Below are 18,734 nucleotides of genomic sequence, written 5' to 3'. Positions count from 1 at the left end.
AATTCCTTAAGAAGATTCAGGTCAGCAGCACGGCGCCGAGCACGAGCACGGCCCCGCCGACGATGGATACGGCGTACCAGCGCAGCTGGCCGGTCTGGCTACGGCTGAGGGCAAAGTTGCCACCCTTGACCACGCGCGGGACCAGGCCGATGGTGCCGTCGATGGGGTCGCGACGGAGCAGGCGGCAGGTCAGCAGGTAGGGTTTGACGAACAGCAGGTCGTAGAGCCAGTCGAAGCCCCAGGCGGCGAACCACCAGGCACCGAGGAAGCGGCCCGGCGCGCTCTGCGCCAGCGCGCTGACGAAGCGGCGCTTGCCGAGGAAGAGCATGGCGGCCAGCAGGATGCCCGCCAGGGCGATGGCGCCCGAGGCGATCTCCAGGCTGTGCTTGGCTTCGCCACCGGCGTGGCCGACGCTTTCCGGCAGGACACCGGCCAGCGGTGGCGTGATCAGCGCGCCGACGAAGGTGGACAGCACCAGCAGGACCACCAGCGGCAGGCTGTGGGCGACGCCGTGGCCGGCATGGGCTTCGGTCTTCGCTTCACCGTGGAAGGCGATGAAGATCAGGCGGAAGGTGTAGATCGAGGTCAGGAAGGCACCGGCCAGACCCGCGTACAGCAGCCACTGGTGGCCACTGGCGAAGGCTTCCCAGAGGATCTCGTCCTTGGAGTAGAAGCCGGCGGTGACCAGGGGCAGGGCCGCCAGGGCCGCGCCACCGACGATGAAGCTTGCGTAGGCCAGCGGCAGCTTCTTCCACAGGCCGCCCATCTTGAAGATGTTCTGCTCGTGGTGGCAGGCGTTGATCACCGCACCGGACGCGAGGAACAGCAGGGCCTTGAAGAACGCGTGGGTCATCAGGTGGAAGATCGCCGCGTCCCATGCGCCCACGCCGAGGGCGAGGAACATGTAGCCGATCTGGCTCATGGTGGAGTAGGCGAGGATGCGCTTGATGTCGGTCTGCACCAGGGCGGCGAAGCCGGCCAGGACCAGGGTCACGCCACCGACGATGCCCACCAGTTCGAGGATTTCCGGAGTCAGCAGGAACAGGCCGTGGGTACGGGCGATCAGGTAGACGCCCGCGGTCACCATGGTCGCCGCGTGGATCAGTGCGGAAACCGGGGTCGGGCCCGCCATCGCGTCGGCCAGCCAGGTCTGTAGCGGCAACTGGGCGGATTTGCCCACGGCGCCGCCGAGCAGCATCAGGGTGGCGACCCACAACCAGGCATCACCGGCCACGTACTTCTCGGGGGCCAGCTTCATCAGTTCCTGGATGTTCAGGGTGCCCAGGTGGAAGAACAGGATGAACAGGCCGATGGCCATGAACACGTCGCCCACGCGGGTGACGATGAAGGCTTTCAGTGCCGCGTTGCCGTTGGGCGTGTGCTTGAAGTAGAAGCCGATCAGCAGGTACGAGCACAGGCCCACGCCTTCCCAACCGAAGTAGAGGAACAGCAGGTTATCGCCCAGCACGAGGAACAGCATGCTGGCGATGAACAGGTTGGTGTAGGCGAAGAAGCGCGAGTAACCCTCTTCGCCGCGCATGTACCAGGAGGCGAACAGGTGGATCAGGAAGCCGACGCCGGTGACCACGCCGAGCATGGTCAGGGACAGGCCGTCCAGGTAGAGGGTGAAGCTGGGGGCGAAGCCCGCCACGCTCATCCATTGCCAGAGCACCTGGGTGTAGACGCCACCTTCCGGCGGAGCCACGTTGAACTGCCAGATGATCCAGGCGGCCACCAGGGCCGACAGACCGACGGAACCCACACCAATGACGGCGGAGGTGTTTTCGGAGAGACGCCCGCGGGAGAAGGCCAGGATGAACCAGCCGAGCAGCGGGAACAGGCAAGTGAGGAATAGAAGGTTCATCCGCGCATCTCGCTGGCAGCGTCGATATCGAGGGTATGGAAGCGGCGGTACAGTTGCAGCAGGATCGCCAGGCCGATACTGGCTTCGGCGGCTGCAAGGCTGATCACCAGAATGAACATGATCTGGCCGTCGGGCTGGGCCCAGCGGGCGCCGGCAACCACGAAGGCCAGGGCGGCGGCGTTCATCATGACTTCCAGGCTCATCAGCACGAAGAGGATGTTGCGCCGCACCATCAGGCCGATCAGGCCCAGGCAGAACAGTACGCCGGAGAGCGCCAGGCCGTGTTCCATTGGGATGCCAGTCATGGCGTTACTCCTTTGCTTCGTGGCGGCCAAGGTGGAAGGCGGCGACCAGGGCTGCCAGCAGCAGCATGGAGGCCAGTTCCACGGCCAGCAGATAGGGGCCGAAGAGGCTGATACCGACCGTCTTGGCGTCCACCGTGGTGTGACCGATGGTGGCGCCGTTGGCGTTGCCGAACAGCACATACAGCAGTTCGGCCAGCAGGGCGGCGGAGAGTATGGCGGGTCCGGTCCAGATGCCGGGTTTGAGCCACTTCTTCTCCTGCTCGGCAATGGCCGGGCCAAGGTTCAGCATCATCACCACGAAGACGAACAGCACCATGATGGCGCCGGCGTAAACGATGATTTCCAGGGCGCCGGCAAAGGGCGCGCCCAGGGCGAAGAAGCACATCGACACCGCCAGCAGCGACACGATGAGGTTGAGCAGGGCATGCACCGGGTTGGTGTTGGTGATCACCAGCACGGTGGAGGCCACCGCCACGGCGGCGGCGAAATAGAAGGCGAATTCCACGCGCGTCTCCTTAGGGCAGCAGGCTCTTCACGTTGATCGGCTCGGCCTCGTTCTGCGCGGCGCCTTTCGGCTTGCCGGCGATGGCCATGCCCGCCACGCGATAGAAGTTGTAGTCCGGGTTCTTGCCAGGGCCGGAGATCAGCAGGTCTTCCTTCTCGTACACCAGGTCCTGGCGCTTGAACTCGCTCATCTCGAAATCCGGGGTTAGCTGGATTGCGGTGGTGGGGCAGGCTTCCTCGCACAGGCCGCAGAAAATGCAGCGGGAGAAGTTGATGCGGAAGAATTCCGGATACCAGCGACCGTCCTCGGTTTCGGCCTTCTGCAGGGAGATGCAGCCGACCGGGCAAGCCACCGCGCAGAGGTTGCAGGCTACGCAGCGCTCTTCGCCATCGGGGTCGCGGGTGAGCACGATGCGGCCACGGTAGCGCGGCGGCAGGTACACGGGCTCTTCCGGGTATTGCAGGGTGTCACGCTTGCGGAAGGCGTGGCCGAAGATCATCACCAGGCTGCGAAGCTGGGTGAAGGTGCCATGCACGACGTGGATGATTTCTTTGATCATGGTGCTTCTCCTTACTGGGCCGCCAGCACGAACGCGCCGGTCACCAGCAGGTTGATCAGGGTCAGCGGCAGGCAGACCTTCCAGCTGAAGGCCATCACCTGGTCATAGCGCGGGCGCGGGATGGACGCACGCAGCAGGATGAACAGCATGATGAAGAAGCCGGTCTTGAGCGCGAACCAGATGAAGGGGATCTGCGGCAGGATGCCGAACGGGCCGTGCCAGCCACCGAAGAACAGGGTCACCAGCAGGGCGGAGATCAGCACGATGCCGATGTACTCGCCCACGAAGAACATGCCCCATTTCATGCCGGCGTATTCGATGTGGTAGCCGTCGGCCAGTTCCTGCTCCGCTTCCGGTTGGTCGAAGGGGTGACGGTGGGTCACCGCGACGCCGGCGATGATGAAGGTACAGAAGCCGAAGAACTGCGGAATGATGAACCACAGGTTCTGGGCCTGGTACTCAACGATGTCGCGCATGTTGAAGGAGCCGACCTGGGCCACGATGCCCATTAGCGACAGGGCGAGGAACACCTCGTAGGAGATGGTCTGGGCTGAGGCGCGCAGGCTGCCGAGCAGGGCGAACTTGTTGTTGCTCGACCAGCCGGCGAAGAGCACCGCGTACACCGCGATACCGGCCATGGCGAAGAAGAACAGGATGCCGATGTTCAGGTCGGCCACGCCCCAGGTGGGGGTGACCGGCACCACGGCGAACGCCACCAGCAGGGCACTCATCGCGATGATGGGCGCCAGGGTGAAGATCAGCTTGTCGGCGAACGGCGGGGTCCAGTCTTCCTTGAAGAACATCTTGATCATGTCCGCGCCCAGCTGGAAGGCGCCGAAGGGGCCCACGCGGTTCGGACCGTAGCGGTCCTGCCACAGGCCCAGCAGGCGGCGTTCCACCCAGGAAAGCAGGGCGCCGCTCACCACCACCGCCAGGAGGATGACGATGGCTTTGACGACGGCAACGACGATGTCGATCAGTTCGGGCGTCAGCCAGCTCATTGCGCGGACTCCTGTACGGCAGTGACGACGGCGCCGGCGAACGCGGCCGGGATGCCCGGCAGGCCGGCGGGCAGGCCCACCAGGCCAATGCCCAGTTCTTCCTTGACGGCGAGCGGCAAACGCAGGGTCTGGCCGTTCAGGGTCAGGGCGAGCAGGGCGCCGTCATTGACGCCGAGGCGATCGGCTTCGTCCTTGGCCATGGCCACGTAAGGCTGCGGGATGCGTTCCTGCACCGGCGCGGCGCGGGAGCTGTTTTCCTCGCTGCCGAACAGGTGGTGCAGCGGCACGGCCTGCCAGGTGCCCTGGGCCGGATTGAACGCGGCGTTGACGCTGAACCAGGGCAGAACCTGGCCCTTGGCTTCGATCAGACGCACGCCCGGGTCGCCGGCGCGCAGGTGGCCGCCGACTTCGTCCTGGAACTTGTTCCAGGCCTGCGGCGAGTTCCAGCCCGGGGACCAGGCGAAGGGGATCTGCTGACGGGGCTCGACGCTGCCGGCATAGCCTTCCATGGAGAAGGCGAAGGGCGAGTCCTTGTCCTGCGGCTGACGCGGCTCGTGCACGCTGATATTGGCGCGCATGGCGGTACGACCGCTGTAGCGGTGCGGCTCGCGGGCGAGCTTGAGGCCCTTGATGCGGAACGAGGCGGTCGGCGCGGCGTCGCGGATGCCGGCCAGCAGCGGGCTGCTGTCGGCGCAGGCGGAGGTGACCTGGTCCAGTTGGGTCCAGTCGACCGGCTTGCCCAGCAGGGTGCTGTGCAGGGCGTGCAGCCAGCGCCAACCTTCGCGCACCAGAATGTTGGCGTCGTAGTAGGACGGGTCGTAGACCTGGAAGAAGCGCTGGGCGCGGCCTTCCAGACTGACCAGGGTGCCGTCGCCTTCGGCGAAGCTGGCGGCCGGCAGGACCAGGTGAGCACGCTCGACGGTGGCGGTCTGCTGGTGGTCGGCAACGATCACCACCTGGGCGGCGGCCAGGGCGGCGTCCACCTTGGCGGCGTCGGCACGGCGGTAGAGGTCGTTCTCGAGGACCACGACCGCGTCGGCCTTGCCGGAGGTCAGGGCGTCGAGGGCGGCATCCACCGATTCGCCACCGAACAGGGCCAGGCCCATGCTGTTGGCTTCCGGTACCACCAGGCTGAGGGAGCCGTTCTTCTCGCGGTTCTTCAGGGCGCTGGCGATGTTGGCGGCGGCTTCGATAACGGCCTTCTCGCCCAGCGATGCGCCGGAGACGACCAGCGGACGCTTGGCGGCCAGCAGGGCGTCGGCGATGCGCTTGACCAGCTCGGCCGCGTCGCTCTCCAGGCCTTCCACGGCCGGGGCGCTCGGGTCGATGGCGTGGGCCACGGCGAAGCCGATGCGGGCGAGGTCGGCCGGGGCGGCGTGGACGCTCTCGGCGGCGACGTCATCCAGGCGGGTGGCGGCGACGCTGGCGATGAACAGCGGGTTCAGGGCGTCCTGGGCGACGTTCTGCACGGCGGCCATGTGCCAGTCCTGGATTTTCATCGAGGCGGCGATATCAGTGGCTTTGCCCTTGACGGCCTGGCGCAGGGCGAGGGCCATGCGGGCAGCGGTCTGGGTCAGGTCTTCGCCGAGGACGAAGATGGCGTCGTGCTTTTCGACGTCGCGCAGGGTCGGCACCGGCAGCGGGCCGTTCTGCAGGATGTCGCGGATCAGGCGCAGGTTGGCCAGTTCGCTGGCGGCGATGCCGGAGAAGTAGTTCTCGGCGCCGACCAGTTCACGCAGGGCGAAGTTGCCTTCGAGGCTGGCGCGCGGCGAGCCGATGCCGATCACGCGCTTGCCCTTGAGCAGCTCGGCGGCTTTGTCCAGGGCGGCGTCCAGGCCCAGCTTCTGGTTGCCCAAGAGCGGTTGGCGCGGACGGTCTTCGCGGTTGACGTAGCCATAGCCGAAGCGGCCACGGTCGCAGAGGAAGTACTGGTTCACCGAGCCGTTGAAGCGGTTCTCGATACGGCGGACCTCGCCATAGCGTTCGCCGGGGCTGATGTTGCAGCCGCTGGAGCAGCCGTGGCAGATGCTCGGGGCGAACTGCATGTCCCACTTGCGGTTGTAACGCTCGGAGTGGGTCTTGTCGGTGAACACACCAGTGGGGCAGACCTCGACCAGGTTGCCGGAGAATTCGCTCTCCAGCACACCATCCTCGACGCGGCCGAAGTAGACGTTGTCGTGGGCGCCGTAGACGCCGAGGTCGGTACCGCCGGCGTAGTCCTTGTAGTAGCGCACGCAGCGGTAGCAGGCGATGCAACGGTTCATTTCATGGGAGATGAACGGGCCGAGCTGCTGGTTCTGGTGGGTACGTTTGGTGAAGCGATAACGACGGGCGTTGTGGCCGGTCATCACCGTCATGTCCTGCAGGTGGCAGTGACCGCCTTCCTCGCACACCGGGCAGTCGTGCGGGTGGTTGGTCATCAGCCACTCGACGACGCTGGCGCGGAATTGCTTGGCCTCTTCGTCGTCGATGGAAATCCAGGAGTTATCGGTGGCGGGGGTCATGCAGGACATGACGAGGCGACCGCGCTTGTCGTTCTCGTCGGTGTACTGCTTCACCGCGCACTGGCGGCAGGCGCCGACGCTACCGAGCGCCGGGTGCCAGCAGAAGTAGGGGATGTCGAGTCCGAGGGACAGACAGGCCTGCAGGAGGTTGTCTGCACCATCGACTTCGAGCGTCTTGCCGTCTACGTGGATAGTGGCCATGGTTCAGTCTTCATCTGCCCGTGTGACCGGGCTTTGGCTAATGGAATCAGTGTGCGCGCGGGGCCGGGTCAGCGGCCGCCGCTACGCGAATCTTCTTCTCAGGCGCCGACCGGAATCGGTCGCGCCGCCGGAATCTGGCGGGCGATGCCTGCCTCGAACTCCGGACGGAAATACTTCATGGCACTGCCCAACGGCTCGACGGCGCCCGGTGCGTGGGCGCAGAAGGTCTTGCCTGGGCCGAGGAAGCTGACGAGCTGCTCCAGAGTCTCCAGGTCGCCGGGTTGGCCTTCGCCGCGCTCCAGCGCGCGGAGGAGCTTCACGCTCCAGGGCAGGCCGTCGCGGCAGGGCGTGCACCAGCCGCAGGACTCACGGGCAAAGAACTCTTCCATGTTGCGCAGCAGCGAGACCATGTTGATGCTGTCGTCCACGGCGAGCGCCAGGCCGGTACCCATACGGGTGCCCACCTTGGCGATACCGGCGGCATACATGGGGGCGTCCAGGTGCTCCGGAAGCAGGAAGCCGGTGCCGGCGCCGCCGGGCTGCCAGGCTTTCAGCTTGAAGCCGTCGCGCATCCCTCCAGCGTAGTCCTCGAACAGCTCGCGAGCCGGGACGCCGAAGGGCAGTTCCCAGAGGCCGGGATTCTTCACCTTGCCGGAGAAACCCATGAGCTTCGTGCCCATGTCTTCGCTGCCCGGGCGGGCCAGGGTCTTGTACCAGTCCACGCCGTTGGCGACGATCGCCGGCACGTTGCACAGGGTCTCGACGTTGTTGACGCAGGTGGGCTTGCCCCAGACGCCGACGGCGGCAGGGAAGGGCGGCTTGGAGCGCGGGTTGGCGCGGCGGCCTTCCAGCGAGTTGATCAGCGCGGTCTCTTCACCACAGATGTAGCGGCCGGCGCCGGTGTGCACGAAGAGTTCGAAGTCGAAGCCCGAGCCGAGGATGTTCTTGCCCAGCAGGCCAGCGGCCTTGGCTTCCTCGATGGCGCGGTTGAGGTTGTTCGCCGCATCGACGTACTCGCCGCGCAGGAAGATGTAGCCACGGTAGGCCTTGAGGGCGCGCGCGGAAATCAGCATGCCTTCCACCAGGAGGTGGGGCAGCTGTTCCATCAGCATGCGGTCCTTCCAGGTGTTGGGCTCCATCTCGTCCGCGTTGCACAGCAGGTAGCGGATGTTCAGGGATTCGTCGGCCGGCATCAGGCCCCACTTCACGCCGGTGGGGAAGCCCGCACCGCCGCGGCCCTTGAGGCCGGAGTCCTTGACCTGCTGCACGATGTCGGCCTGGGCCATTTCGGTCAGGGCCTTGCGTGCGGCGGCGTAGCCGTTCTTCTGCTGGTATTCGTCGAGCCAGACCGGCTGCGCATCTTCGCGCAGGCGCCAGGTCAGCGGATGGGTCTCTTCGCTGCGGGCGATGCGGTTGGCCGGGCCGATGGAGGTAAGGGTCTTCATGGGTAGGCCTCCAGCAGCGTGGCGACGCCGTCGGGCTGGACGTCGCCGAAAGTGTCGTCGTCGATCATCACGGCCGGGGCCTTGTCGCAGTTGCCCAGGCAGCACACCGGCAGCAGGGTGAAACGGTTGTCGGTGGTGGTCTGGCCGAGGCCGATGCCGAGTTGCTTCTGCATTTCGGCAACGACGGACTCATGGCCGCCGACATAGCAGGTCATGCTGTCGCACACGCGGATCACGTGGCGGCCGACCGGCTGACGGAAGATCTGGCTATAGAAGGTCGCAACGCCTTCGACGTCGCTGGCGGGGATGCCAAGGATCGCGCCAATGGCGTCGGCGGCGCCGTCCGGCACCCAGCCACGCTCTTTCTGGACGATCTTCAGGGCTTCGATGGACGCCGCACGCGGGTCCTCGTAGTGGTGCATTTCGTGCTCGATGGCCGAGCGCTCGGTTTCGCTGAGGACGAAACGGTCGGTCTGGATAAGGGTGCTCATGATCAGCGGTCCACGTCAGCCATTACGAAGTCGATACTGCCCAGGTAGGCGATCAGGTCCGCCACCATGCTGCCGCGGATCACCGAGGGGATCTGCTGCAGGTGGGGGAAGCTGGGCGTCCGGATCCGGGTGCGGTAGCTCATGGTGCTGCCGTCGCTGGTGAGGTAGTAGCTGTTGATGCCCTTGGTCGCCTCGATCATCTGGAAGGCTTCGTTGGCCGGCATGACCGGACCCCAGGAAACCTGCAGGAAGTGGGTGATCAGGGTCTCGATGTGCTGCAGCGTGCGCTCTTTCGGCGGCGGCGTGGTCAGCGGGTGGTCCGCCTTGTACGGGCCTTCCGGCATGTTCTTCAGGCACTGGTCGATGATGCGGATGCTTTGGCGCATCTCTTCCACGCGGACCATGCAGCGGTCGTAGGCGTCGCCGTTGTGGGCCAGGGGCACTTCGAACTCGAAGTTCTCGTAGCCGGAGTAGGGTCGGGCCTTGCGCAGGTCGAAGTCGCAACCGGTGGAGCGCAGGCCGGCACCGGTGACGCCCCACTCGAGAGCTTCCTTGGTGTTGTACTGGGCGACGCCGATGGTACGGCCACGCAGGATGCTGTTCTTCAGGGCAGCCTTTTCGTATTCGTCGAGGCGCTTGGGCAGCCATTCGACGAACTCCTTGACCAGGCCATCCCAGCCACGCGGCAGGTCGTGGGCGACGCCGCCGATGCGGTACCAGGCCGGGTGCAGGCGGAAGCCGGTGACTGCCTCGATCACCTTGTAGGCGCGCTGGCGGTCGGTGAAGGTGAAGAACACCGGGGTCATGGCGCCGACGTCCTGGATGTAGGTACCCAGGAACAGCAGGTGGCTGGTGATCCGGAAGAACTCGGCCATCATCACGCGGATGAAGTCGACCCGCTGCGGCACCTTGATGCCGGCGAGCTTCTCCACCGCGAGGACGTACGGCAGGTTGTTCATCACGCCGCCGAGGTAGTCGATGCGGTCGGTGTAGGGGATGAAGCTGTGCCAGGACTGGCGCTCGGCCATTTTCTCGGCGCCGCGGTGGTGGTAGCCGACTTCCGGCACGCAGTCGACGATCTCTTCGCCGTCCAGTTGCAGGATGATGCGGAAAGCACCGTGCGCGGACGGGTGGTTCGGGCCGAGGTTGAGGAACATGTAGTCCTCGTTCTCGCCGTGGCGCTTCATGCCCCAGTCCTCCGGGCGGAAACGCGCGGCTTCCTCTTCAAGCTGGTGCTTGGCCAGGGTCAGGCTGAAGGGGTCGAATTCGGTGGCGCGCGCCGGGTAGTCCTTGCGCAGCGGGTGACCTTCCCAGGTGTTGGGCATCATGATCCGCGACAGATGCGGATGGCCGGCGAAGGTGATGCCGTACATGTCCCAGACTTCCCGCTCGTACCAGTTGGCGTTCGGCCAGATGCCGGTGGCGGTGGGCAGGTTCAGGTCGCCCTCGGACAGGGCGACCTTGATCATCACGTCACTGTTACGTTCCAGCGACATGAGGTGGTAGAACACGGTGAAGTCGGCGTCCGGCAGGCCGCGGCGCTGGGTGCGCAGGCGCTCATCGACGCCATGCAGGTCGTACAGCATGACGTAGGGGCGCGGCAGGTTGCGCAGGAACTTCAGGACGTCGATCAGCTTGTCGCGGCCGACCCAGATCACCGGCATGCCGGTGCGGGTCGACTGGAGGGTGAAGCTTTCGGCGCCGAAGCGGGAATTCAGTTCTACGACGACATCTTGGTCGTCAGCCTTGTAGGGCGGGATGGACAGAACGGTGTCTGCAGTCATGGTCTCGGTCGCTATTCGTCAACGTAAAGAATGAGCCTGGGTCTTCGCGGAGAAGATCAGGCTCAGACTTCGTCGGGGCTGCGCAGGTTGGTGACCTGAATACGCTGTTCGCGGCGCTTTTCCCGCTCCGAGGGCATGTCGGCACGATAGATGCCTTGGTCCCCCACGACCCAGGATAGCGGGCGGCGCTCCTGGCCGATGGATTCCTGCAGCAGCATCAGGCCTTGCAGGAACGCCTCCGGACGGGGCGGGCAGCCGGGAATGTAGACGTCCACGGGGAGGAACTTGTCCACGCCCTGAACGACCGAGTAAATGTCGTACATGCCACCGGAGTTCGCGCACGAACCCATGGAGATCACCCACTTGGGCTCCAGCATCTGCTCATAGAGGCGCTGGATGACCGGTGCCATCTTGATGAAGCAGGTGCCGGCGATAACCATGAAATCCGCCTGGCGAGGTGATGCGCGAATGACTTCCGCACCGAAGCGCGCGATATCGTGCGGCGCGGTAAAGGCGGTGGTCATTTCCACGTAGCAGCAGGAGAGACCGAAGTTGTACGGCCACAAGGAGTTCTTGCGACCCCAGTTGACTGCTCCGTTGAGAACATCCTCGAGCTTGCCCAGGAAGATGTTCTTGTGCACCTGATCTTCGGTCAGCGGGTCGGAAACGGTCTCCCGTTCGCCGATCGGATACTGCTCGTAAGTCGCATCCGGATCGATCCGAGTAAGTTTGTATTGCATTGCCAAAGCCTCATTGTTTTAGCTTCGCCTGCCGCTTGCGACGACCTTCGGGAGCCCAATCCAGCGCCCCGATGCGCCAAAGGTAGACAAGACCTGCCAACAGAATTGCTATGAAAATGGTTGCTTCGATAAAGCCGGCCCAGCCGCTTTCACGGACGGAGACGGACCAAGCGAAGAGAAAGAGGGCTTCGACGTCGAAGATCACGAAGAGCATCGCGACCAGATAGAACTTGGCGGAGAGACGCAGGCGGGCGGTGCCGGTGGGGAGCATGCCGGATTCGAAGGGGTCGTTCTTGCTGCGACCGATGGCGCGGCTGCCCAGCAGACTCGAAACCCCGATCATGAAGGCGCAGAGGCCGACGACACCCAGCAGGAAAACGGCGAAACCCCAGTTATGGGAGATGATGGCAGTTGCTTCCGACATGCCGGAACTCCTTAAGACAAGGAACGGCGTTCACTTGCGTTAAAAGGTTTACTGCCGGGCGTCAAATGATGCCCCGGCAATCGATTCCGACAATTTTATGCCCGAGCGGGTGTGCAAGTAAATTTTTCAAGCCAAAAAATTGCCCGCGCGGCCGTTTTTCGCACCTTGATGTTGGCGGCGGGCCAGTAGTGGCGCGGCTTTCAGCCCTTCGTTAGGCCTTGGTCGGATTGCGGCCTTATGTCGCAGTCGTCGGTTGGTTCTGGCGGATAATGATAGTCATTAGCATTTGATTGGTGGTTAATTAATCACTACACGAGAGTTCTCTCAAAGTAGTAAGAAATTGCCTAATCAAATATGCGGAAAAGCCTCCTTAGTTGTTCTTTCGGGACTTTCATAATTGCGACAATTCCCTCTGTTTTTGTTCATGCAGCTTTGTCTGAGTGGAAAAAGAGTTGGCCGACCTTGCGGGTCGGCCAACTACGCCGAGTGGATCAGAGCAGGCGGCGCCCGTCTTCCCGGGTAACGACCACGGTGGACGAGCGAGGGCGCTTGCCCGGACCGTCCGGCCAGGTGCTGAGCAGGTTGGTGGCGGTGGAGCCTTCGCCGGGGTGCTGGATGTTCACGAACAAGGTACGGAAGTCCGGTGTGGCGCTGATGCCGGTGACTTCGGCACCCAGCGGTCCGACCAGGAATCGCTTGAGTTCGCCGCTGCGGGGATCGGCTACCAGCATCTGGTTGTTGCCGAAGGGGCCGGCGCTCAGTTGGCTGCCGCTCATGTCGGTCTGGATCCAGAGGCGGCCTTCATCATCGAACCAGAGGCCGTCCGGGCTGGCCAGGATGTTCTGCGCATCCAGGGGCTTGCTGTTCGGGCCACGGCTGTCGCTCTCGGGGCCGGCAAGCAGGAAGATGTTCCAGTCGAAACGTCGCCCGGCGTGGTCGCGGCTGTCCTCTCGCCAGCGGATGATGTGGCCGTAGGCGTTGGCTGGACGCGGGTTGGCGGCGTCGGCCGTGGTTCGCGCGGTGTTGTTGGTCAGGGTGAAGTAGACCTCGCCATTGTCCGGGTTCACGGCGCCCCATTCCGGGCGGTCCATGCGTGTGGCGCCGACGATGTCGGCGGCCAGACGGGTGTTGATCAGGACTTCGCCCTGGTCGGCAAAGCTGACGCCGGCGGCCAGACAGGCCTTGAGGAAGTGCCGGTCGTTGATGTCCAGGGCCAGCCAGTCGCCACTGCCGTCGGCGTTGAAGCGGGCAACGTAGAGGGTGCCTTCGTCCAGGAGGCGGCCGGTGGCTTGGCCGGGCCGGTATTTGTCGCGGCTGACGTACTTGTAGATGTACTCATTCTGGGAGTCGTCGCCGGAATAGCAGACCACCGGGCGGCCGGGTTTCACCGGCGCGAAGATCAGGCCCTCATGGGCGAAGCGGCCCAGGGCGGTGTGCTTGACCGGAGTGGAGTCGGGGTCGAAGGGGTCGATCTCCACGATCCAGCCGAAGTGGTTCGGCTCGTTGCGGTAGTCGCCCTTGGCGTCGGTGGCCTTGCGGGTCGCGTCGAAGCGTTCGAACTCGTCGCCGGGCAGGGTTTCCCAGCCGAAGCGGCTGGCGGCACGCAGGCCGTAGCGTTGCAGTTCGCGGGGCAGGCTGGTGTCGCGGGTGGCGAAGTAGCCGGCCCAGTTCTCCTCGCAGGTGAGGTAGGTGCCCCAGGGGGTAAAGCCATTGGAGCAGTTGTTCTGGGTGCCTCGGGTGGCGGTGCCCTGGGGGCTATGGCGGGTCTGTAGCAGCTTGTGGCCTCGGGCGGGCCCGGCGATCTGCATCGGGGTCGCCGCAGTGATGCGTCGGTTGCGGCGGCTCGGGACCACCTCCCATTCCCCTTGCACGTTGCGGCGAATCTCCACCACCGAGACGCCGTGGGCATTGATCTCCTTGCGAACCTCTTCGGCGCTGACGCGCTTGCCGTCGACCACTGTCGGGCCGTTGGGGTGCAGCAGCGGCGCATCGATGTATTCGTGGTTCAGCACCAGCAGGCCGTGATCCGAACGCTTGCCGGGGCCACGGCGGGCGTCGATGGGGAAGAAGTGCATGCCGTCATGGTGCATGCCGATCTGCTCCGCCTGGTCCTGGGCGCTGTTACTGGCGTCCTCGGCGAAGGCGGGGTAGCGCCCGGTGATAGGGGTGCCCCAGGGAATGAAGGGTGTGGCCTTGTAGCCCGGCGGCACGCTGATGGTGTCGGCGCGGCCGACGGCGACGGGCTCGAACGGCAGGCGCGAACGCGGCCTGAAGGGGAAACCCTTGGCCTCGGTGCCAGCGGCCACCGCATCGACAGGCAGGGCTGCACCGAGGAAGGCGAGGGCGCCCATGGCTGCACCGCCGACCACTACCTGACGGCGGTTGAGTCCGCCAATCAGGTCATTGATATGGGGATTGTTACTGGTGTTGCTGGGCAGTTCGTCGCCGTTGCCAAAGAGCACGGCATTGTCGTTGTGTTGGTTCAAGGCGGGTCTCCACGCAGGCGAATCGACGGAGATCTGACGCTAAGGCCTGAAAGCGACGGAACCGTGACAGTGCGATGGAGGAACTGTTGCCTGGGATATGGCTCACGGTTCCTGTCAGTGGTGTGCGAGCCGCGGAACTTTTTGAGTGATGGCGAATATGAGTGCGCCCCCTTGCAACTGCTCGATCACTCGGTCGCGGTCGGTGCCGGAGAGTACCAGGCAGCCGAAGCTGCGGCCTGGCACGCCGTGCTCGCGAATGAAGGCCTCCTCCATGTAGGCGTTCGCGTGGATGACGATGGCGCGCTGCTCGGCATTGCTGTTGCTCAGGCTGAGGCCGATGAGGCGCATGGAGCGGCCGTGGCCAGGTTCCTTGCTGTCGAAGACTTCGGATGTTCGGAACAGGCCGAGGGAGGTCGCGCGGCTGCCAAGGGCGTTGGAAAAGCTGTCGGCCTGGCCATCATGGTCCGGGTCCGAGCCCTTGCCATGGGCAACCCGGAAGCTGCCCAGCAGGGCATGGCTGCGACGGTCGAACAGGTAGAAGCGGGGCAAAGTGGACGCGCGGCCATAGTCGACCACGGCGAAGCGCGGATGCTGGCTGGCCTTGAGGTCGTCGAGGATCTCCCCCAGTTGGGGTTGATTGACCAGCAGCTCCAGATCGCCGGCGCGCAGGGTAGGGGACATGAGCAGGAAGATCAGCAGCAGGATTCGCGGCATGGCCGGGGCTCCGGGATTTCTTCCCGATTCTAGGGCTGCGTGGCGGCGTGGCAACCCTCCGAGGATGGGGGCCGAGGGCGGGAAAAAGAAAACCCCGGTGCGGGCACCGGGGTTCATTGACTCGCCATGTCCGGTCGATGCGTGGTCGACCGGTGGCAGCTCCTCTTAGTGGAACTGGTTCATGGTGTTGTCTTTACCGCTCGCTTTCAGGGCCGCTTCGCCAGCGAAGTACTCTTTGTGGTTGTCGCCAATGTCGGAGCCCGCCATGTTCTGGTGCTTGACGCAGGCGATACCCTGACGCAGTTCCTGACGCTGCACGCCCTTCACGTAGGCCAGCATGCCCTGGTCGGCGAAGTAGCCTTTGGCCAGGTTGTCGGTGGACAGGGCCGCGGTGTGGTAGGTCGGCAGGGTGATCAGGTGGTGGAAGATGCCAGCCTGGGCGGAACCGTCGCGCTGGAAGGTACGGATCTTCTCGTCGGCAACCTGGGCCAGTTCGGTTTCGTCGTACTCGGTGCCCATCAGCTTGGCGCGGTCGTAGGCGGAAACGTCCTTGCCTTCGGCAACCCAGGTGTCAAACACCTGCTGGCGGAAGTTCAGGGTCCAGTTGAAGGACGGGCTGTTGTTGTACACCAGCTTGGCATTCGGGATGACTTCGCGGATGCGGTCAACCATGCCCTTGATCTGGCCGACGTGGGGCTTCTCGGTTTCGATCCACAGCATGTCGGCGCCGTTCTGCAGCGACGTGATGCAGTCCAGGACGCAGCGGTCTTCGCCGGTGCCCTTGCGGAACTGGAACAGGTTGGAAGCCAGGCGCTTGGGACGCAGCAGCTTGCCGCCGCGATTGATCACTACATCGCCGTTCTGCAGTTCGGCAGCGGAGATTTCCTCGCAGTCCAGGAAGGAGTTGTACTGGTCGCCCAGGTCGCCCGGCTGGCGGGTAACGGCGATCTGCTTGGTCAGGCCGGCGCCCAGGGAGTCGGTACGGGCAACGATTACACCGTCGTCGATGCCCAGTTCGAGGAAGGCGTAGCGAACCGCGTTGATCTTGGCGAGGAAGTCTTCGTGCGGAACGGTCACTTTGCCGTCCTGGTGGCCGCACTGCTTCTCGTCGGAAACCTGGTTCTCGATCTGGATGCAGCAGGCACCGGCTTCGATCATCTTCTTGGCCAGCAGGTAGGTGGCCTCGGCGTTGCCGAAACCGGCATCGATGTCGGCGATGATCGGCACTACGTGGGTTTCGAAGTTGTCGATCTGGGCCTGTACGTCGGCTTCCTTGGCCTTGTCGCCAGCGGCGCGGGCGGCGTCCAGGGCGCTGAACAGCAGGTCCAGCTCGCGGGCGTCGGCCTGGCGCAGGAAGGTGTAGAGCTCTTCGATCAGGCCGGCAACGGCGGTCTTCTCGTGCATCGACTGATCCGGCAGCGGGCCGAAGTCGGAGCGCAGGGCGGCGACCATCCAGCCCGACAGGTAGAGGTAGCGCTTGTTGGTGGTCTTCAGGTGCTTCTTGATGGAGATCAGCTTCTGCTGACCGATGAAGCCATGCCAGCAGCCCAGGGACTGGGTGTAGACGGAGGAGTCGGCGTCGTACTCGGCCATGTCCTTGCGCATGATGGCGGCGGTGTATTTGGCAATGTCCAGGCCGGTCTTGAAACGGTTCTGGACGCGCATGCGAGCAGCGTATTCGGGGTTGATCGCGCTCCAGCTGGTGCCGTACTTCTCTTTCAGCGCGGCTACTGCCTTGATCTCGTTCTGGTATGCGGACATGGTCAATCCTTCAAATTGTGTGTGGTTGAGCACCGACTTACCCACTGAAAAACCTGCTTTCTGAAGGTTATTGCGGGTTGCTCACCGCAGCGCGTCGAAGGACTGGACTGGGAGGAAGTAAAGCCGAGGAGGGATGACGATTGGCGCACTCGCACGATCGATGGAGGGTTTTGCGCTCTTCGATCACTTGCCGGTTCGTGGTAACCGTTGGGTGATCGGTCGGGCACTGCCTTCGATCCTGCGATTGTTGCTGGCGCTTCCCCGTCCCTCAGGACAACTTCGTTCCAGTCGCAACCTCGTCGCACTGCCTTGTGGGCTGTTACAACACGGATCGGCTCGGCTGGTTGGCTGGGAGCGCGACCCGAAGGCCCTTTCCAGGGCCCCTGGCTAGCGGGAGCGAGGCCATCATGCTCTTTCAAACAGGTGTTCGTCAAACGTTTTGTAGTGTTTTTTTGAGACTACTACATAAGACTTTCGGCTGAGACTGGATGGTCATAAAACAGGCTTTCAGTCGACCGCGTCAACCTTGAGGCGCAGGGTCATGTTCTCGCTCCCCTGGGTGGTGCGGCGGCGCAGGAAGCCGCTCTGGTCGGACTGGCTGTCCTCGTTCACGGCGCCGATGGTGATCCATTCGCCCAGATGACCGCTGACCGTGGTGTCGGTGCTTTGCACGTCGATGACGCCGGGCTGGGTGCTGTTCAGGCGATCACGGTTGCTGCTGATGCTGACATGCACCCGTTCACCGCTCAGCGTTGCGGTGACGTAGAAGCCGCGCGTCACGTTGCGATAGTCGGTGTTGCTGTAGACCTCGCCGTAGGGGCCGCTGCTGGTCGTGGTGATGGGGACGCTCTGGCCGACCTGGATCAGTGCCGGGTAGCCCTCGGTGGCCTGCACCTGCTGTACGCCACCGGCGCGACTGTCGGTGCTGCGGCGGATGATGCGCACCTGGTCGCGGCCATTGACTTCGCCACGGCCGGCCTGGACCTCGACGCCACCGGCACTGGCCGTACCGTTGACGGCATAGCCGCGGTCGTTCTGGAAGTTGCTGTCGCTGGTATCGACGCTGATCAGCAGGCGCCGCGGACGGGTGTCGAGTTGGTCGAGCAGGGTACGTAGTTCGTCGATCCTAGCCGGCTCGGCATTGACAATCAGTTGGTTGCCATAAGCGCTGACGCGGCCCTCATTACCCAGAACCGACTGCGCCATGGGCAGCAACTCGTCCGCAGTGCGATAGCGCAGCTGGATGAGCTCGGTGGCCGCCTGCAGGGGCAGGCAGACCAGCAGCAGGAGGGCGGCGAGCAGGGCGCGTGGGGTCATATCAGGAAGCTCCGCAAATCGGGGTCGGTAATGCTCAGGTCCCAGGCCTGGTCGAAGCGGGTCTGCTGCAGCCGGGTCCTTCCGGGGTCGTTGTACAGGGCGTAGCCGGGATACTGTTCGGGCTCGGGGCGCACGAGCAGGCCGCGATCGTCGGCAATGAGGTAGGCCAGGTCTTCCGCGGGATGGTCGGGGTTGATCCGGCGAATCTGGAAATTGCTGGAAATGCGTCGGCTCAGGGTCAGCAGGCGGTGGCCTTCCTTCACGGCGCGGCTCAGGTCGCGCACAAGAATGCGCAGCTGACACTTCGGGTCGCTGACCAGCAGGCGAGTGCAGGCCTGCTGGATGGCGCTGTTGTGGTAGAGCCAGGGCTCCAGGTCGGGGCTGTACAGGCAGAGGCTGCGGCGTGCCTGCTGCATCAGTGCCAAGGCGTGGGCGCGGGCCTCTTCCGGCGCGCTGAAACGCTCAAGGTGATCGTGGCTGCCCAGGACGAAGGGGGCCGGCTCCCAGCCAGGCGCTTCGCCCTGAACAGGGGCGGGATTGTGAACGCTGAAACGCCCCGGCGACTGGAACTCGATGGCCGGCAGTTCGACGTCGTTCTCAGCGGGGTCCGGGGTGTTTTCGTTCATAGTCGCC

The 18,734-nt window shown here is 64.4% G+C and carries 16 protein-coding genes; all 16 read right to left on the bottom strand.

Going from position 1 to position 18,734, the window contains the following annotated elements:
- Positions 1–16 precede the first annotated feature (16 nt).
- A complete protein-coding gene (gene nuoL, locus PJW05_RS14505) occupies positions 17–1,864 on the bottom strand; it encodes an NADH-quinone oxidoreductase subunit L (protein WP_271407714.1) in 1,848 nt (615 codons plus the stop codon).
- Positions 1,861–2,169 (bottom strand): NADH-quinone oxidoreductase subunit NuoK, encoded by a 309-nt coding sequence (gene nuoK / locus PJW05_RS14500; protein WP_271407713.1) that lies wholly within the window; start codon positions 2,167–2,169, stop codon positions 1,861–1,863. The genes nuoL and nuoK overlap by 4 nt, the downstream gene beginning before the upstream one ends.
- A 4-nt stretch (positions 2,170–2,173) precedes the next feature.
- The gene (gene nuoJ / locus PJW05_RS14495) at positions 2,174–2,674 is read right to left on the bottom strand and encodes an NADH-quinone oxidoreductase subunit J (RefSeq protein ID WP_271407712.1); all 501 of its coding nucleotides are present in this window, start codon (positions 2,672–2,674) and stop codon (positions 2,174–2,176) included.
- A 10-nt stretch (positions 2,675–2,684) separates the two neighbouring features.
- Complete coding sequence (nuoI, locus tag PJW05_RS14490) at positions 2,685–3,233, bottom strand: NADH-quinone oxidoreductase subunit NuoI (RefSeq protein ID WP_271407711.1); 549 nt, start codon at positions 3,231–3,233, stop codon at positions 2,685–2,687.
- 11 nt (positions 3,234–3,244) lie between these two features.
- Positions 3,245–4,234, bottom strand: a complete 990-nt coding sequence (gene nuoH, locus PJW05_RS14485; protein WP_271407710.1) for an NADH-quinone oxidoreductase subunit NuoH — start codon at positions 4,232–4,234, stop codon at positions 3,245–3,247.
- Positions 4,231–6,939 (bottom strand): NADH-quinone oxidoreductase subunit NuoG, encoded by a 2,709-nt coding sequence (nuoG, locus tag PJW05_RS14480; protein ID WP_271407709.1) that lies wholly within the window; start codon positions 6,937–6,939, stop codon positions 4,231–4,233. The genes nuoH and nuoG overlap by 4 nt, the downstream gene beginning before the upstream one ends.
- 98 nt (positions 6,940–7,037) lie before the next feature.
- Positions 7,038–8,384, bottom strand: coding sequence for an NADH-quinone oxidoreductase subunit NuoF (nuoF, locus tag PJW05_RS14475; RefSeq protein WP_271407708.1), 1,347 nt, complete (start codon positions 8,382–8,384; stop codon positions 7,038–7,040).
- The gene (gene nuoE / locus PJW05_RS14470; protein ID WP_271412227.1) at positions 8,381–8,881 is read right to left on the bottom strand and encodes an NADH-quinone oxidoreductase subunit NuoE; all 501 of its coding nucleotides are present in this window, start codon (positions 8,879–8,881) and stop codon (positions 8,381–8,383) included. Before nuoE ends, nuoF begins: the two co-directional genes overlap by 4 nt.
- Positions 8,878–10,659 (bottom strand): NADH-quinone oxidoreductase subunit C/D, encoded by a 1,782-nt coding sequence (gene nuoC, locus PJW05_RS14465; protein ID WP_271407707.1) that lies wholly within the window; start codon positions 10,657–10,659, stop codon positions 8,878–8,880. Before nuoC ends, nuoE begins: the two co-directional genes overlap by 4 nt.
- A 62-nt stretch (positions 10,660–10,721) precedes the next feature.
- Entirely contained in the window at positions 10,722–11,399 is a 678-nt protein-coding gene (locus PJW05_RS14460) for a NuoB/complex I 20 kDa subunit family protein (protein WP_271407706.1), read from the bottom strand.
- Between the two features lie 10 nt (positions 11,400–11,409).
- Complete coding sequence (locus PJW05_RS14455) at positions 11,410–11,823, bottom strand: NADH-quinone oxidoreductase subunit A (protein ID WP_271407705.1); 414 nt, start codon at positions 11,821–11,823, stop codon at positions 11,410–11,412.
- Between the two features lie 491 nt (positions 11,824–12,314).
- Positions 12,315–14,309, bottom strand: coding sequence for a PhoX family protein (locus PJW05_RS14450; protein WP_271407704.1), 1,995 nt, complete (start codon positions 14,307–14,309; stop codon positions 12,315–12,317).
- Positions 14,310–14,423: 114 nt separating this feature from the next.
- Positions 14,424–15,023 carry a murein L,D-transpeptidase catalytic domain-containing protein gene (locus tag PJW05_RS14445; protein WP_271407703.1) on the bottom strand — a complete coding sequence of 200 codons (600 nt, stop codon included), beginning with the start codon at positions 15,021–15,023 and terminating at the stop codon, positions 14,424–14,426.
- Between the two features lie 165 nt (positions 15,024–15,188).
- Positions 15,189–16,784: an isocitrate lyase gene (locus PJW05_RS14440; protein ID WP_271407702.1), complete on the bottom strand. Its 1,596-nt coding sequence runs from the start codon at positions 16,782–16,784 to the stop codon at positions 15,189–15,191.
- A gap of 507 nt (positions 16,785–17,291) precedes the next feature.
- Positions 17,292–18,101, bottom strand: a complete 810-nt coding sequence (locus PJW05_RS14435) for a secretin N-terminal domain-containing protein (protein ID WP_271407701.1) — start codon at positions 18,099–18,101, stop codon at positions 17,292–17,294.
- Positions 18,098–18,727 (bottom strand): DUF7931 domain-containing protein, encoded by a 630-nt coding sequence (locus PJW05_RS14430; RefSeq protein ID WP_271407700.1) that lies wholly within the window; start codon positions 18,725–18,727, stop codon positions 18,098–18,100. The genes PJW05_RS14435 and PJW05_RS14430 overlap by 4 nt, the downstream gene beginning before the upstream one ends.
- Positions 18,728–18,734: the final 7 nt, after the last annotated feature.

The sequence above is a fragment of the Pseudomonas sp. Q1-7 genome (assembly GCF_028010285.1).
Lineage (GTDB): Bacteria > Pseudomonadota > Gammaproteobacteria > Pseudomonadales > Pseudomonadaceae > Metapseudomonas.
This window is presented reverse-complemented; position numbering and strand designations above follow the sequence as displayed.

What these genes read in the sequence shown, in the direction of transcription:
- nuoL (WP_271407714.1), bottom strand. Translation starts at nt 1,864, where the DNA reads ATGAACCTTCTATTCCTCACTTGCCTGTTCCCGCTGCTCGGCTGGTTC.
- nuoK (WP_271407713.1), bottom strand. Translation starts at nt 2,169, where the DNA reads ATGACTGGCATCCCAATGGAACACGGCCTGGCGCTCTCCGGCGTACTG.
- nuoI (WP_271407711.1), bottom strand. Translation starts at nt 3,233, where the DNA reads ATGATCAAAGAAATCATCCACGTCGTGCATGGCACCTTCACCCAGCTT.
- nuoH (WP_271407710.1), bottom strand. Translation starts at nt 4,234, where the DNA reads ATGAGCTGGCTGACGCCCGAACTGATCGACATCGTCGTTGCCGTCGTC.
- nuoG (WP_271407709.1), bottom strand. Translation starts at nt 6,939, where the DNA reads ATGGCCACTATCCACGTAGACGGCAAGACGCTCGAAGTCGATGGTGCA.
- nuoF (WP_271407708.1), bottom strand. Translation starts at nt 8,384, where the DNA reads ATGAAGACCCTTACCTCCATCGGCCCGGCCAACCGCATCGCCCGCAGC.
- nuoC (WP_271407707.1), bottom strand. Translation starts at nt 10,659, where the DNA reads ATGACTGCAGACACCGTTCTGTCCATCCCGCCCTACAAGGCTGACGAC.
- PJW05_RS14460 (WP_271407706.1), bottom strand. Translation starts at nt 11,399, where the DNA reads ATGCAATACAAACTTACTCGGATCGATCCGGATGCGACTTACGAGCAG.
- PJW05_RS14455 (WP_271407705.1), bottom strand. Translation starts at nt 11,823, where the DNA reads ATGTCGGAAGCAACTGCCATCATCTCCCATAACTGGGGTTTCGCCGTT.
- PJW05_RS14445 (WP_271407703.1), bottom strand. Translation starts at nt 15,023, where the DNA reads ATGCCGCGAATCCTGCTGCTGATCTTCCTGCTCATGTCCCCTACCCTG.
- PJW05_RS14440 (WP_271407702.1), bottom strand. Translation starts at nt 16,784, where the DNA reads ATGTCCGCATACCAGAACGAGATCAAGGCAGTAGCCGCGCTGAAAGAG.
- PJW05_RS14435 (WP_271407701.1), bottom strand. Translation starts at nt 18,101, where the DNA reads ATGACCCCACGCGCCCTGCTCGCCGCCCTCCTGCTGCTGGTCTGCCTG.
- PJW05_RS14430 (WP_271407700.1), bottom strand. Translation starts at nt 18,727, where the DNA reads ATGAACGAAAACACCCCGGACCCCGCTGAGAACGACGTCGAACTGCCG.